Here is a 15,428-nt window from a genome sequence, read left to right as displayed (position 1 = left end):
CGCTGTCGAGCCGTCGAGCCGTCCAGTGGGCGACCGGCGACGCCCGGTCCACCGCCGCGTTGGTACTCCACGCGCCGCAGGATCATGCTTGTGACAAGAACCCCGACCCTGCGCATCCCCTACATACAGCGGGAGCCACGGAACACGCGAGGGTGAGATGACCGGCCATGGAGCTACCCCCCACTCCCGGCGAACGGCCCGACACGCCGGAACCGCCCGCCACCCCAGCCCTCGGTGACCCACTGGACCAGCCCATCGGCGACGGCGCCAAGACCGAGCCTCCGCCCACAGCCACGGCCACCATCAGCGAGCAAGGCATCATCACCGGCTGGAGCCAAGAAGCGCGGCACCTCCTGGGCTACACCCCCGCACACATCATGGGCCGGCCCGCCACCCAGCTCCTCGTCGACACCTCCACCCCCACGGCTCCACCCGTGCCGGGACAGGACGACTTCTCGGGCACACTCACCCTGCGGCACCACGACGGCCGTGCCCTCCCGTTTCCCGTGCACGCACACCGCCGTACCACCACCGGTGGCATCACCGAATGGCTCGTGACCGCCACCCCCGCAGGCTCCACCGAGCCGGCACCCGACCGTCCGGTACCCGTGACCGAGCCGCCCAGCAGCACGGCCCCCGGCACCCAGGGTCCTCAGGGCAACCCGCGAGAGGCAGTCGCGGAGCAGATGCCCGGGGAAGGGGCTCTCGGGGAGGAAGTGCTCGGGGAGTGGGCGTTCACGCAGTCACCGTGCCTCCAGGCCATCTTCGACACCGACCTGCGTCTGATCCGCGCCAACACCGGCATGCAGGACGCGCTGTCCCGCACCCAGGACCAGATACGCGGACTCCGCCTGACCGACATCGCCCCCGGCCCGGCCGCCGAGGAAGCCGAACACACCATGCGTCTGGCCCTTCGAACCGGCCACCCTCAGCAGGCCCACGCCCCCCTCCCCGCAGCGGACGGCACCGATCCCTGCCCGCCCGCCACCCTCACGCCCCTCAAGGACCCCCGCGGCCATACCCGCGCTCTGTGCCTGGCCACCCACCATCCGAGCGACGAACATCCCTCACCCCACCAGCAGATGCACGTCATGAACGACAGCGGCACGCACACCGCCGAGCCTGACCTCGCGCGCCACCCCCGCCAGCGCACCACCACCATGACCCTGCAACGCAGCCTCCTCCCCCTCACCCTCCCCGACCAGAACGCCCTCGACATCGCCTCCCGCTACCTCCCCGCCCACACCGAAGCCGGCGTCGGCGGCGACTGGTTCGACGTCATCCCCCTCTCCGGTACACGCGTCGCTCTCGTCGTCGGCGATGTCCCGGGCCACGGCATCCGCGCCTCCGCCACCATGGGCCGCCTCCGCACCGCCGTCCGTACCCTCGCCGACGTCGACCTCCAGCCCGACGAACTCCTCACCCGCCTCGACGACCTCGTCACCCACCTCACCACCGAGGAAACCGACACCACCAGCGGCACCGGCACCACCTGCCTCTATGCCATCTACGACCCCATCTCCCGCATCTGCACTCTCGCCCGCGCCGGTCACCCCCCACCTGCCGCCGTCACCCCCGACGGCCAGGCCTACTTCCTCGACCTCCCCGCCGGCCCACCCCTCGGCCTCGGCACACCGCCCTTCGAAAGCGCCACCACCCAACTCCCCGAAGGCACTCTCCTCGCCTTCTACACCAATGGCCTGCTCAACCCCCAGCACACCGATCCCGATGAAACCCTCAGCTCCCTCCTCGCCACCCTCGCCCAGCCCAGTCCCACCCTCAACACCACCTGTGACCGCATCCTCACCACCCTTCTCACCCACCCTCCCACCGACGACATCGCCCTTCTCGTCGCCCGTACCAAGACCCTCCCCACCCATCACATCGCCACCTTCGACCTCCCCTTCCACCCCGCCACCGTCGCCCGCGCCCGCCACCACGCCACCACGCAACTCACCACCTGGAACCTCAGCCAGCACGCGTCCACCACCGAACTCATCGTCAGCGAACTCGTCACCAACGCCATCCGCTACGGCAAGCCCCCCATCCAGCTCCGCCTCATTCACAACACCGGCACCCTCATCACCGAACTCCACGACACCAGCCACACCACCCCCCACCTCCAACACGCCCATCCCAACGACGAGAACGGCCGCGGTCTCTACCTCATCCACCAACTCACCCAGCACTGGGGCACCCGCCACACCGCCACGGGCAAGACCATCTGGACCGAACAGTCCCTCACCCTGCCCTGACCGCACGCCGACCAGGCCAAGCGCGGCCGGTCACTTGACGACTCTTCTCCTCAGCCGCCTGGACACTGCGGTGCCCATTCCGTGAACAGTCAGGTCGTCTCACGAGCGCGAACTCCGCGGCCCGTCACCGGATGACAGTGATCTCCGGAAGGGGCTGCTGCCACTCCCCCAGCTCCGCATCCAGGACACGGCGGGCCAACCCCCGGGCCAGGGCCCATCCTTCGTCGGTGTCCAAAGCGCCAGTCGTCCATCGATCAGCGTGCTCTGCACGGCTCATCGAGCCGAGGATCACATCGATCTCCCGCAGATCGGGCAAGGCACCGCGGGTGAGCTGCCCGTCGGCAACCAAGGCCTCGGCCATGCGGAAGGCGTGATCGAAGTCCAGGGCGATCTCATCCGGCATCACGCCATTCCTGACCAGCCAGGACACCTGGGGTCCGGAATCAGCCGCCAACACGATCAACGACTCGATCAGCAGACGCCGGCGGAACGAAGGACCGGGGATCTCCACGCCGCGATCGTCGCATGCCGCCCCGACGAGTCGACACCCGCACGAGGCTGCCATCGCTTACCGGCCTGAGCGATGGCACCGCCGGAACCCGGCCGATAGCCGCCATCGGTGCCTGTGGCCTGCACCTTTCCACCTCACTTGCATTTCGCAAGCTAAGCGGGCAAGCTGGTGAATGCTACTTGCAAATTGCAAGCGTGATGGGTTGAAGGGGTAACCGCTATGCACGTCAGGCACCCGGTGAGGCGAATACCGCGCCCGGTCGGCTTCTGGCTACTGGCCGTCACACTGCTCGCGATCCTGGCCGCGTCCGCCGCCCCGTCGCCGCTCTACGTGGTCTACCAGCAGCGCTGGGGCTTCTCGGCGACCGTGCTCACCACGATCTTCGCGGTCTACGTCCTGGCCCTGCTGATCGCGCTGCTGATCGTCGGAGGACTGTCCGACCACATCGGCAGGCGGCCCGTCCTCGCCGCCGCGCTGATCGTGGAGGCCGCGTCCATGGTCGTCTTCCTCACCGCCGACGGCGTCGGGCCGCTGCTGCTGGCACGCGTCCTGCAGGGCCTGGCGACCGGCGCCGCGGTCGGCGCCATCAGCGCCGGGCTGCTGGATCTGCAACCCTCGCCCACCTCGCCCCTGGGGCCCCTCCTGAACACCGTGACACCGGCCGTCGGCCTCGCCGCCGGGGCCCTGGGCACCGGACTGCTGGTGCAGTACGCCCCGGCCCCCACCGCGCTGGTCTTCGCCCTGTTCACCGCGGTCTTCGTGCTGCTGGCCGCCGCGGTGTTCTTCCTTCCGGAGCCGGTCACGCCCAGGCCGGGCGCCTGGGCCTCACTGCGTCCGCGGGTCGCCGTGCCGCCCCAGGCCCGCAGGACCTTCCTGACGGCCGTACCCAGCTTCGTCGCCACCTGGGCGCTGGGCGGTCTCCACCTCGCGCTGGGCCCCTCCCTGACCACAGAGATCCTGCGCATCGACAACCACCTGGTCGGCGGCCTGGTGGTCACCACCCTCTTCGGCGCGGGAGCCGTCGCATCGCTGCTGGTGCGCAACCGGGCGCCGCGGCGGGTGACGGCCTTCGGGACCCTGGCTCTCGCCGTCGGGACCGGTCTCACCCTCCTCGCCCTGGCAGGCCCGTCGACGCCGCTGTTCTTCGTCGCGACCGCCCTCGCCGGCGCCGGCTTCGGCAGCTCCTTCCTGAGTGCTTTCGGCTCGCTCGCGGCACTGGCCGGCCCCACGGAAAGGGCCAAGCTGTTCGCCACCGTCTACATCGTCAGTTACCTGGCCTTCAGCGTTCCCGCCGTGCTCGCCGGACTCGCCGTACCGTCTCTCGGCCTGTACGCGACGACGACGATCTACGGCGCCGTCGTGATCGTCCTCGCACTGCTGGCCACCGTCTCCGCAGCCACCGTCCGTATGCCCACGGTCACGGCGTCGACGGTGATCGCCTCCTCCGAGGACCGGGTCGCCGCCATGCCCACCCGCCCGCAGGCGCCCCGGCTCGCGCAGGGTCAGGAGGCGATGGCGGCCCAGCTGCCCGCAACCGGCTCCGGGACCAGCTCCGGGGCCAGCTCCGGCTCCGGCATCTGAGGCCCGCCGAGATCTGCGTCAGCCGGTGGCTTCCTCGCCGACCACATGCTCCGGGGCTTTCGAGGCCCTCGTCGAAGGTGCCTCGCCCCCGGAGACCGACTCGCCGGCGGCCCGCAGGTTGCGTACCTGTGGTGCGAGCAACGCCACCGTGCTGGCCAGGACGACCAGGGCCGCACAGCCGGCGAGGGCGGTGCTGGTGCCCACGCTGTCGGCGATGGGCCCGGCGACGAGCAGTCCGAGTGGAGCGAGGGCCAGGGACCCGAACCAGTCGTAGGAGCTGACGCGGGAAAGAGCTTCCTCCGGAATCTCCCTCTGAATGGTGGTGGCCCACAACACGCCGAACACGTCCCCCGCGATCCCGGCGCAGAACATGGCCACGGCGATCAGCCATACCGGGGCTTGGGCGCTGAGCAGAGCGATCGGTACGGCGGCAGGAAACGTACACAGGACGGCGACCAGTACGGGACGCTTCACTCGCACGCGGGCGGCGAGCCCCGCGCCCGCGATGGTGCCCACGGCCTGCGCGGCCACGATGACCGACCAGGCCCGTGCGCCGCCGAGGTGTTCCTCGGCCGTCAGGGGGCCGAGGACCCCGACGTTGGCGTTGAGCGCGGCGATCACGATCGCGTACTGCGCCACCACCACCCACAGCCGTTGCCGCGAGGCGAACTCCCGCCACCCCTCCCGCAGATCGACCCAGCCCGACGTCTTCCTGCGCGGCCGGGCGCTCACGCGCAGCCGGGCCGTCACCGCCGCACTCACCACGAAGGACGCGGCGTTGAGCGCGAGCGCCCAACCGGCACCGACCAGCGCCACCGTCACTCCGGACAGGGCCAGCCCGAACAGCATGGAGCTGTTGATGCCCACCCGCAGCAGCCCGTTGGCCTGCTGCAACCGTTCGACGGGCACGACCAGCGGCACCAAGCCGTCCATCGCGGGAGCGAACACGGCTGTCGCCGTTCCGGCCACCACCGCCAGCAGGCACATCGCCGTCAGCGGCGCATGTGCCGTCAGTACCATCGCGGCCAGCCCCGCATACGCCCCGGCGCCCAGCACATCCGCCACAACCATCAGCTTCGACCGCGACATCCGGTCCGCGATCACCCCACCAGCCAGGATGAACACCAGTTGCGGCACCGCCTGACAGGCCAGCACCAGCGACAACCGACCCGGGCCGGCTCCCGGAAGCGCGAGCACCGCGAACGCCAGCGCCACCCGCGCGAAGCCGTTGCCCAACACGGAGATGACCCGTGCGGAGATGAGCAGGACGAACTGCTGATCTACGCCACAGCGGCGAACCACCTGAGGAGACTGTCACGGCCACGCACCCTAGAGGGCCCACTCCAGCACCTGCTCTGAATCAGCCACTTCACGAACAGGCGCTCGGCTTGCTCGATCGCCTCTGCCCGTCTCGTGGCAGCGCCGGTGACGCCCGCCTCAGACCCGCTCGTCCTGGGACGACGAAGGCTGAGCGTGTGTCACCGAAGTCGCCGGCGAAAGCCGTCAGTGTCCTGGCAGCGGACCGAGATCCAGGATCATGTCGAGCGACCGCGCACCGTCTGCCCCGGTGAAGGAGCCCACCGACCGGAAGCCGTTCTTCTGGTAGTAGCGAAGGGCGCGTGGGTTGTCGGCGAGAACGCCGCCCCACAGGATGATCCGCTTCCTGCCGAAACGCCGTGCGACGTCGGTGATGAGCGGGAAGAGCTGTGTTCCCACGCCTTGTCCCTGGTAGTCGTCGGCCAGGGTGGGGCCGAAGCGGCAATCGGTCGCGGTGAGGCGGATGCCGGCAGCACCGTAGCGCGCGATGTCGCCAGGGTGGAGATCGAAACTGAATTCAAGGAGACCGACGATCCTGCCCGACGGCACTTCCTCGAGCACCAGCCTGAGCTTGTCGTAGCGCGCGATCGCGTCACACAGGTCCTGCGCGGTCGCCAGGTCGTATCCGTCGAACGTGCTCAGCCGCCTCGACTCGGGTGACAAGCCCACGAAGAAGCCTGCCAGACGCCGCGCGTCGGCGGTCGTGAGAGGGCGGAACACCACCTCCGAACCGTCACTCAGTACCAGGCGGCATGTCAGGAGCAATGGATCATCGGCGACCTCCGTCAGCGTGAGCACCTCAACACACCCTCCCATTGCGTGACTTCGGTGAAGGCCTCACCCCGGCACCACGGTCACATGCCCAACCGGGCTCCCTCCGTACCAGGTGTCGACACGGGCCGCGGGGTCAGGCCTTGTGGCGACGAGGCGTGTCGACCGGGACGGCAGCCTCGATGGGGTCCGCGGCGCGCGACCGGACGAGGAGCATGTCCTCGGGCGTCAGTTCCCTGCCGTCCTCGGCGATGAGCGAGATGTGCCGGGGCGGCTGCCCGGTGCGGGCGTCGATGGCCCGGGTCATCTGCTCGTCGTCCTCGAACAGGTGCCTCTGGCCCCACTGGCGCAGTGCCGAGAGCACGGCGTGGAAATCCCGCCCCTTCTCGGTGAGGACGTACTCGTGGGAGTTGCCGAGTGCCGAATCCTGGATCTCGAAGATCCCGACCGCCACGAGTTTCTGCAGTCGTGCGGAGAGGATGTTGGAAGCGAGGCCGATGCGCTTGTTGAAGTCCGTGAACCGCGTGACGCCGTGCATGGCGTCACGGAGGATCTGAAGCGTCCAGGTGTCGCCGACCTCGGAGAGCGATCGATCGATGGGACAGGGTGACGTGCCCAGGTCTCGGCGCTTCATCGCTGCCCCCAATCGCAGGTTGCTTGCAATTGTAGAGCAAGAGCGCGGCCGGACCTCGAACGAGACCGGCCGGGCCGGACCACCGGCGACGAGCATGTCCGTGAACGAATGCGCCATCGCCGCTCTTCGTAGGAAAAGCGTCTGAGGCACGCGGTCGCCTGCTTCCCGACGGGAAGCGAGATCTGGCTCTTCCTCCTCGCCGCGTACCAGCGGGACTGAGACCGTGAGCATGCGGCCTCGGCCCCGAACGGGGCGGTCGTCAGGAACGGGGGCGGTCGTCAGGAACGGGCGCGGTCGTCAGGAACGGGCACGGCCCCCGAGAAGGGGCATTCTGGCGGCGGTGTCGACGACGACCCGCAGGACGTTTGTGCCGGCGAGTACCAGCGCGGAGAGTGGCGGCCCCACCCATCGCGTCACGGACTTCTCCAGATCCGGGTCCACTTCGATGGTCACGCTGACGTACCTGCTCTGCAGCGTGGTGACCCTTGCAGGCCGGGCGGCGGAGGGCCGGGCAGCGCTGTCCCCTCCGCGCTCCAGTGCCGCGCGGTATCGGTCCTTGCGCTCCGTCATTCCGCTTCCTGACGCTTGATGAGTTCCTCGGCGAGGTCCATGAACGCCGTGCCTTTTGCCCGGACCGGACTTCCGAACGACTGGGCATACAGGTCGAGCCGCGCGATCTGGGTGGCGAGCACCGTGAAGCCCCACTCGGTGAGTGCCTCACGAGCGTCGGCATCGGGGCCGGTACGCGTGGCGTCGGGACGGTTGGTGCGGTTCAGCAGGACCACGGCCCGGGCCGGCTCGGCGCGCAGGGACTGCACCTCGTCCATCTCGGACCGGATGGGTGCCATCCGGTCCAGTTCGATGGGCGCGGGGGTCACGGGGATGATCCACTCGCCCGCGTACTTCATGATGCTGCGGGTGATGCGCGGATGGTCCTCCAACTGCGGCGCGTCGAGCACCACGGCCTGTCTGCTGCCCAGGAAGTCGTTCACACGGCGGTGCACGTCTCCCACGGGCAAGGCGACGACAGGGAACGGAAAGCCGTCCGCAAGCTCGCTCCAGCGCAGCGCGGAGGAGGCTGGATCGCCGTCGACGAAGAGCGGCGAGCAGCCCGACTCATGGAGGGCGTGAGCCAGCCACACGGCACTGGTCGTCTTGCCGACTCCGGGCTTGAGGTTCACAAATGCACAGCTCAGCGGCACGCGAGCAACCTAGCGGGCCGGATCATCCGCTGGGGTCCGGCGCGAGCACCAAGCTCTGCCGTTCACTCGCAAGCAGGCAGGATCGACGTGCTGGAGTAGCCCGCTCCAGCTACCGGGAGCCACTGGGCACGTGGCGGGCCGCCCGCGAGGCGCTCAGGACACGTCGACGGATTGGTGCCGTGCGGCGTTCGGGACCTATGGATGGTGCGGCGGGTGAGGCGGCGGGGGCGGGATGGAGGCGACATCGGGGGCGGTCTCGGGCCACACGAGCAGGACGGGACAGGGGGCGTGGTCGACGATGAAGCGGCTGGCGGGGCCGAGGCTGCGCGGTCCGAGGTGGGTGCGGTCGCCGTCGCGGGCGAGGATGAGAAGGTCGGCGCCCTCCGCGACGGCCACCACTTCCCGTTCGACGCGGCCCGTGCGCTCCACGGGGGTACATGGGCGTCCCAGCCGTTCGGCCGCGTGGGTGAGGAGTTCCTCGGCGGAGGCGGCGGCCAGGTGTTCCAGCGCCGTGCCGGGATCGCGCTCGGGGTGGCCGCGGCCGAGCAGCCCCGCGAACGCGCCGTGTGCGGCGCCGGGGACGTCCGGCGGGCTGACGTGGAGCAGGACGATCTCGGTGCCCTCGGGGGCGTGGGCGCGGGCGGCGTCCACGCAGGTGGACCAGGTGCCTTCGACGATCCAGACGACGACGGCCATCGCGTCAGCCTCCTCCGATCACGGCCAGTGAGGCCCACAGGGCCGGCACGGCGAGCAGCAGGCTCGCGGGTACGGCGAGCAGTCCGAGCCGGGTGAACTCCCGCAGGTCCACCTCAGTGTCGTGGGCCTGCACGATACGCCGCCACAGCAGGGTGGCCAGCGAGCCGGCGTAGGTGAGGTTGGGGCCGATGTTCACCCCGAGCAGCACGGCGAGGACGGCGCCGGGACCGGACGGTGCGGTCAGCGGCAGCAGGACCAGGACGGCCGGCAGGTTGTTGATGACGTTGGCCAGCACGGCGGCGAGGGCCGCGATGCCGAGCAGTGCGGCCAGCCCGGTGCCGTCCGGGATCAGCCCGCTCAGGGCCGTGTCGAGACCGTTGTCGACCACCGCGCGCACCACGATGCCCAGCGCGAGGACGAACGCGAGGAACGGCAGGGAAGCAGAACGCACCAGCGCGGCCGCACTGGTGCGGCGCCGGGTCAGGGCCCGGACGGCGAGGACGAGTGCGCCCGCGAACGCCGCCCACGCCGGGTTGATCCCGACGGCGGAGGTGAGCACGAACCCGGCCAGCGTGCAGGCCACCGTGACGAGCGCGAACACCGGTACCTTGAGCGGCTCGGCGGCGACCGGGGCCTGTGTCCCGGTGTCGAGGTCGGTGGCGAAGAAGTACCGGAACACCCCGTACTCGGCGGCGATCGCGGCCAGCCACGGCAGCGCCATGAGCCCGGCGAACCGGGTGAAGCTCAGCCCGCTTGCCGCGAAGGCCAGCAGGTTCGTCAGGTTGGACACCGGCAGCAACAGCGAGGCCGTGTTCGACAGATGGGTACAGGCGTACACGTGCGGCTTGGGCCGCGCGCCCAGCCGCGCGGCGGTGGCGAACACCACCGGGGTCAGCAGCACCACCGTGGCATCCAGGCTCAGTACCGCCGTGATCGCCGAGGCACCCGCGAACACCTGCACCAGCAGCCGGCGCGGTTGGCCCTTCGCGCTGCGCGCCATCCAGGCTCCGCATGCCTGGAACAGGCCCTCGTCGTCGCAGAGCTGGGCCAGCACCAACACCGCCGCCAGGAACCCGATCACCGGCCCCAGCCGCTCGGCCTCGGCCTGGGCGTGCTCCAGCGAGATCGCTCCGGTGCCGATCACCACGGCGGCGGGGACTGCCACCACCGCCTCCGGCCAGCCGAAGGGGCGTACGACCGCACCGGCCAGCACCAGTACCAGCAGGGCCACCGACAAGGTCTCAGCAAGCCCGGTGTTCAGGCCAGTTCCTTCCGACGGCAGCCGCGACCGGCCACATCGACGCAGCCGCCGACACTACCCGGTCCGCCCGATCATGCCGTGCGCCGTTCCCGCGCACTCCCCCACCGGGACGTCGGGCACTCCGTACGACGGGTGAGACGGTCCTCGGCGGCTTTCACGAGGTCGTTCGCCAGGCCGGTGAGAACGCCCCTGCGGGCCGCACCGGGTGGGGGCGCCCGGCGGTCGTGGTGACCGCCGGGCGCCCCCATCGGGACGTCAGCCGTTGCCGTCGGACACACCGGCGGACACGCCGTCGTCCGTGGCGCCGGACATGCCGTCGATCATGGCGGCCAGGACCGTGCGGCGTTCCTCGCCCGGCAGGGCGCGCAGTGGGGCGGCGAGACGGCTGCTGTCGTAGTGCCAGTGGTGGTCGAGGTCGCGGTGCGCCTCGTCCGTCTCGTGGATCTCGCTGTCGCTGCCGAGCAGTTGGGTCAGGTCGTGGGCGAGTTCCCGCCAGGACACATGGCCGCTGCAGGCGTTCGCCACGCCGTGCACGGGCAGGTCGAGACAGGCCGTGACCGCTCGGGCGAGAGCGGCCGCGTGCACCCAGGCCGCCCCGTACCAGGGGTGTCCGGCGGTGTCCGGCCGGGGCAGCTCGATCGGGCCGCCCCGGCGGGCGGCCTGGTAGAGCCTTCCCGTGGCGCCCCACCGGAGCTGGTCGCGCAGTCGGTCGTGCGGGCCCCAGACGATCGGGGAGCGCACGGCGCTGGCTCCGCCGCGGCCGTCGGTTCCCGCCGCGCGCAGCAGCAGTGCCTCGCAGTCGAGTTTGGCCTTCCCGTAGGGGCTGAGCGGGTCACTCGACGCGGACTCCTCGGCGACCCGGTCCCCGGCCGGGTGACCGTAGGCGTCGACGCTGCTGACGAAGACGAACGGCCCGCGTCGCCAGGCGCCGGTCATGGCCTCCATGGCGGCCACGTCCACCTCGGGACGGGTGAACGTGCAGGCCGCGTGGACGATCGCGTCCGCGCTCGCGACGGCCTCCCGCAGTCCGTCGAGGTCGGTGAGGTCGCCCTCGACGACGTCCACCCCCTCGGCGGCGATCAGATGCGCGGATTCCGGCCGGGCCAGCGCCAGCACGGGCCTTCCCCGGGCGGCCAGTTCACGCAGGACGAACGCGCCGACGCCACCGGTGGCACCGGTGACCAGGACGGTCCCCGGGCGGGTGCGGCGAGGTCGTACGGCAGCGGTCGCGGCCTTGGCAGCCGCCTGTTCCCCTGCCCTTGTGTCGAGCAGGGCGGTGAGCGCCCGCGGTGTGCGCGCCTGGAGGACGTCGAGTCCGGTCAGCGGCAGTTTGAGCGCGCTGCGCAGCCGCTCGGCGAGCTGTACGGCGACCAGGGAGTGCCCACCGAGGGCGAAGAAGTCGTCGCCCGGCTCGGGGACGAGGCCGAGCAACGCGGTGAAGCCCTCGGTGACGGCACTAGCGCGGGGACCCATGGGCGTGCTGGAGGCGGGCAGTCCGGGCAGACGGGTCGGGTCGACCGCGCTGTCGGCCGTACGCGGAAGGGCGTCGAGCAGGGTGACGGCGCCGGGTACGGCCTCGGGGGCGAGCGTGGTCCGCAGATGGACGAGCAGGTCGTGAGGCGTCGGACCGACGCTGTCGCGCAGGACGGCATAGGCCAGGGCCGGCCGGCCCGCGGCGGGACGGAGCACGAAGGCGTCGGCGACCTGCGGGTGGGAGCGCAACACCGGTCCCGCCGGATGCTCTCCGTCGCGGACGGCCGCTGTGTCCTGGCCGTCGGGGCCGGGATCCGGCTGCGGCATACGGCTCAGCCGGATGGCCGGATCCGTGGCCGCGGCTTCGAGGAGTGCGGCGTAGTGGGCCGCGGCGGCGGACGCGGTGGTGTCGTCCAGCGCGTTCCTGTCGTACTGGACGAGAGCCACCGGGTTCTGTGTGTCGCCCAGTGCGTAGGACAGGGCGAACTTGGCACCGGCGGTGTCCACGTCGACGTACTCCGACGACGTACCCGCGAGGCGCAGCACCGTCGGCTCGCCGAGGACGTCGGCCGTCACGCGCACGAGTGCGGTGCCGTCGGCGCCGCGGGCGCCCGTGCCGAGCCGTTCGAGGACGAGGTCGAAGGGTATGTGCCGGTGTTCCTGTGCCGCCAGGAGCGACTCCCGGACCCGGTCCAGCAGCTCCGCGAACGACGGGTCGCCCGAGGTGTCGACGCGTATGGGCAGGGTGTTGACACACAGTCCGACGAGCCCGCGCATGGCGGTTCCGCGCCGGTGGGTGCCGGCGATGCCGATGACGAGGTCGTCCTCGCCGGTGACGCCGCGCAGGGCGGCGAAGGCCGCGGCCAGCGACACCGCGAAGAGGGTGGCGCCCCGCTCCGCGCCGAGGGCGCGGAGCGCGCCGGGAAGGTCCGGGGCGAGAGGGACGGTGTGGACGGCGGCCGGCCGGGAGTCCCCGTCCGGAAGGGGTGCGGTCCGGCGAGGGAGCCGGGGCGGCGTGGCGTCGGCGAGCAGGCCGCTCCAGTGGCGCAGTTCCCCGTCGAGGTGCCCGGCCTCGGCGTGTTCCCGTCGTGCGTAGTCGGCGTACTGGGGCGCCGCCGTCAGCGGCGGCCGGCCGGTTTCGCCCATGGCAGCAGCGTAGAGCTCCGCGAGTTCGGCCGCGACGGTCTCCAGCGAGCCCCCGTCCACGGCGATGTGGTGGAAGGTCAGCAGGACGGTGTGGTCCTGCCGGCCGTGTCGTACGGCCAGGGCGCGTACGACCGCTCCGGCCGACAGGTCGAACGGACGGGCGGCTTCCTTCTCCAGCAGGTCACGGGCGGCTGTCTCGTCGGCGTCCAGGACCGGCACGGGCATCGTGGCCGGTGCCGGGAGCACCTCCTGGTACGGCTCGCCGTCCCGCTGGACGTAGCGGGTGCGCAGGATCTCGTGGCGGTGTACGAGCGAGGTGAGCGCGGTGCCGAGCGCGGTCAGGTCGAGCGGGCCGCGAATCCGGGTGGCGAACGGTACGTGGTACGAGGCGCCTGTGCTGCCGAGCCGGTCCATCAGCCACATGCGGCGCTGGGCGTGCGAGAGCGGGACGGGCCCGCTGTCGGCAGGCGCCGGGGGTGCGGCGGAGCCGCCCGAGGCGGCCGGGGTGCGCCGGGTGGATCCGGCTCGGGCCCGGCGCAGCAACTCCTGCTGTCGTGCGATCGACGTGGCGCCGGCGTCAGTGGACATCGGTGCACTCCAGGGATTCGGCGCTCTGCACGGATTCGGTGTTGTCAGGGGCCGCGGTGTTGTCGAGGGCCGCGGTGTTCTCCGGGGCCTCGGGGCGCAGATCGCTGTGTGCGGCCAGCAGTGCGCGTTCGACCAGGTGTGCCTGGCCGGCCACCGTCGGGGCGGCGAAGAAGTCGGCGAGGGTGAGCTCGACGCCCAGTTCTTCTCGGAGGTCGTCGGTGACGACGAGGGCGAGCAGCGAATGTCCGCCGAGGGCGAGGAAGTCGGCGTCGGACCGCATGACCTCGCTGCCCAGGGCCCGGCTCCACACATTGGCGACGGCCTGTTCCAGCGGAGTCAGGGCCGCCGACGGTGCCACTGCCGTCGGTGTGCCGGAACCGCCGGGCACGGCCGTGTCGGCGAGTCCCGCGAGCGCACGGCGGTCGACCTTGCCGGACGGGGTGAGGGGCAGCCGGTCGACGACGGTCACCGCGTCCGGGACGAGATGGGCGGGCAGTACGTCGGCGAGCCGCAGGCGCACCGCGTCGGGCCGGGGCACGGGTCCCGGGGTGGCCACGACGTAGGCGACCAGGCGCGCGTCGTCCGCGCCGGAGCGGTGGACGGTGACGGCCGCGTCGTCCACGTCGGCCTGCTCACGCAGGGCGTGCTCGATCTCGCCGGGCTCGATGCGGAAGCCACGCACCTTGATCTGGTCGTCGGTGCGGCCGTGGAAGTCGAGGACTCCGTCGGGCCGCCGGGAGACGACGTCGCCCGTGCGGTAGAGCCGCCCGAGTGCGGGGTGCTCGATGAAGCGTTCGGCGGTGAGCGCGGGTTGTCCCGTGTATCCGTGGGCCAGTCTGCTGCCGCCGACCCACAGTTCGCCGCGGGCGGAGCCGGTGACGGGGCGCCGGTCGGGGTCCAAGACGTGGACGGTGGCTCCGGCGATGGGCCGGCCGATCGGTATCTGTCCGTCGCAGTCGGCCGCGGTGACACGGTGGGCGGTGGCGAACGTGGTCGTCTCGGTCGGGCCGTAGCCGTTGACGAGTTCCAGCCACGGGAAGGCGCGCAGCACCTCGCGTGCGTGGGTGGCGGCGAGCGCCTCGCCGCCGACGACGACGGTACGCAGCTGCGAGAACACGCGGGAGCGGCGGGCGGCCAGTTGGTGGAAGAGGGCGGTGGTGAAGAAGGCGACGGTCACCCCGTGGCGTTCCACGTGGCGGGCCAGGTCCTCGAAGGAGGGGCGGTCCACGGTGCACACGACGACGGCTGCGCCGTTGGCGAGGGCGCCCCACACCTCGAACGTCGAGGCGTCGAACGTCATCGGCGAGTGGAACAGCACACGGTCGCGTGCGCCGAGCGTGACGTAGTGCGGATCGGTGACCAGTTCGGCGATCGCTCCGTGCGGGACGGCGACGCCCTTGGGGCGGCCCGTGGAGCCGGAGGTGAACATGATGAACGCCGGACCGTCCGGGCCGTCGAAGGCATCACCGGCGCCGACGACGGCTTCCGTAGCCGACAGCACGCCGCTGACCGCCGAGGACTCGGGCAGGGCCAGGGTGGGGCCGGTGAGCCGCGCCGATTCGAGCAGTTTGGCCTCACCGACGGTCAGCGTCACGCCCGCGTCGGCGGTCATCGCCTCGGTGCGGGGCAGCGGTTGGGCCGGGTCGATCGGTACGCACACGGCTCCGGCCCACCACAGCGCGAGCTGTGCGGTCACCGTGCCGGCCGAACGGGTCGTCAGCAGCGCCACCCGGTCGCCGCGGCCGACTCCGTGCGCGCGCAGGTACGCGGCGAGACCGCGGGCGGCCGTGACGAGCTGGGAGTAGGTGAGGGTGTGGTCGCCGTCGGTCACGGCCAGGGCGTTCGGGGTCCGTTCGGCGTGCCGGGCGACGAGGTCGGGCAGCCCGGCCCGGCGGGCCGTCTGGCGGTCCACGGTGGTGGTCGGGTCGCTGAGGGGAGGCACGGGGCCGTCGTCCTTCCTGGTGTCGGAGATGATCGGGGTGCTGGGTGACAT

12 protein-coding genes are annotated in these 15,428 nt (G+C 71.4%); 2 read left to right on the top strand and 10 right to left on the bottom strand.

Annotated features, from left to right (window positions below; translation table 11 throughout):
* Positions 1-167: 167 nt before the first annotated feature.
* Positions 168-2,255 (top strand): SpoIIE family protein phosphatase, encoded by a 2,088-nt coding sequence (locus OG766_RS35785; protein ID WP_328727313.1) that lies wholly within the window; start codon positions 168-170, stop codon positions 2,253-2,255.
* 124 nt (positions 2,256-2,379) lie between these two features.
* Here the strand turns inward: OG766_RS35785 and OG766_RS35780 are convergent, their stop codons facing one another.
* Positions 2,380-2,766, bottom strand: a complete 387-nt coding sequence (locus OG766_RS35780; RefSeq protein WP_328727312.1) for a hypothetical protein — start codon at positions 2,764-2,766, stop codon at positions 2,380-2,382.
* A gap of 219 nt (positions 2,767-2,985) precedes the next feature.
* Between OG766_RS35780 and OG766_RS35775 the strand changes: the two genes are divergently transcribed.
* Positions 2,986-4,347 carry an MFS transporter gene (locus OG766_RS35775; protein ID WP_266389606.1) on the top strand — a complete coding sequence of 454 codons (1,362 nt, stop codon included), beginning with the start codon at positions 2,986-2,988 and terminating at the stop codon, positions 4,345-4,347.
* Positions 4,348-4,365: 18 nt separating this feature from the next.
* Here OG766_RS35775 and OG766_RS35770 read toward each other — a convergent pair whose 3' ends face one another.
* The 9 genes from OG766_RS35770 to OG766_RS35730 all read right to left on the bottom strand — a co-directional run bounded on the left by OG766_RS35770 (position 4,366) and on the right by OG766_RS35730 (position 15,428).
* Positions 4,366-5,649 (bottom strand): MFS transporter, encoded by a 1,284-nt coding sequence (locus tag OG766_RS35770; RefSeq protein ID WP_328727309.1) that lies wholly within the window; start codon positions 5,647-5,649, stop codon positions 4,366-4,368.
* Positions 5,650-5,850: 201 nt separating this feature from the next.
* Positions 5,851-6,462 carry a GNAT family N-acetyltransferase gene (locus OG766_RS35765; RefSeq protein WP_328727307.1) on the bottom strand — a complete coding sequence of 204 codons (612 nt, stop codon included), beginning with the start codon at positions 6,460-6,462 and terminating at the stop codon, positions 5,851-5,853.
* A gap of 109 nt (positions 6,463-6,571) precedes the next feature.
* Positions 6,572-7,069, bottom strand: coding sequence for a winged helix-turn-helix transcriptional regulator (locus tag OG766_RS35760; protein ID WP_266389594.1), 498 nt, complete (start codon positions 7,067-7,069; stop codon positions 6,572-6,574).
* A gap of 297 nt (positions 7,070-7,366) precedes the next feature.
* Entirely contained in the window at positions 7,367-7,639 is a 273-nt protein-coding gene (locus OG766_RS35755; protein ID WP_328727305.1) for a hypothetical protein, read from the bottom strand.
* Positions 7,636-8,271 (bottom strand): ParA family protein, encoded by a 636-nt coding sequence (locus OG766_RS35750; protein WP_328727303.1) that lies wholly within the window; start codon positions 8,269-8,271, stop codon positions 7,636-7,638. The genes OG766_RS35755 and OG766_RS35750 overlap by 4 nt, the downstream gene beginning before the upstream one ends.
* A gap of 195 nt (positions 8,272-8,466) precedes the next feature.
* On the bottom strand, positions 8,467-8,967 hold the full coding sequence (locus OG766_RS35745) for a universal stress protein (RefSeq protein WP_266389587.1): 501 nt from the start codon (positions 8,965-8,967) through the stop codon (positions 8,467-8,469).
* Positions 8,968-8,971: 4 nt separating this feature from the next.
* A complete protein-coding gene (locus OG766_RS35740; RefSeq protein ID WP_328727578.1) occupies positions 8,972-10,228 on the bottom strand; it encodes an SLC13 family permease in 1,257 nt (418 codons plus the stop codon).
* Between the two features lie 255 nt (positions 10,229-10,483).
* Complete coding sequence (locus OG766_RS35735; protein ID WP_328727301.1) at positions 10,484-13,435, bottom strand: condensation domain-containing protein; 2,952 nt, start codon at positions 13,433-13,435, stop codon at positions 10,484-10,486.
* The gene (locus OG766_RS35730; protein WP_328727300.1) at positions 13,425-15,428 is read right to left on the bottom strand and encodes a non-ribosomal peptide synthetase; all 2,004 of its coding nucleotides are present in this window, start codon (positions 15,426-15,428) and stop codon (positions 13,425-13,427) included. The genes OG766_RS35735 and OG766_RS35730 overlap by 11 nt, the downstream gene beginning before the upstream one ends.

The sequence above is a fragment of the Streptomyces sp. NBC_00259 genome (genome assembly GCF_036181745.1).
Taxonomy (GTDB): domain Bacteria; phylum Actinomycetota; class Actinomycetes; order Streptomycetales; family Streptomycetaceae; genus Streptomyces; species Streptomyces pratisoli.
Note: the sequence above shows the minus strand (reverse complement) of the source record. Positions and strands in the feature narration are given on the sequence as shown.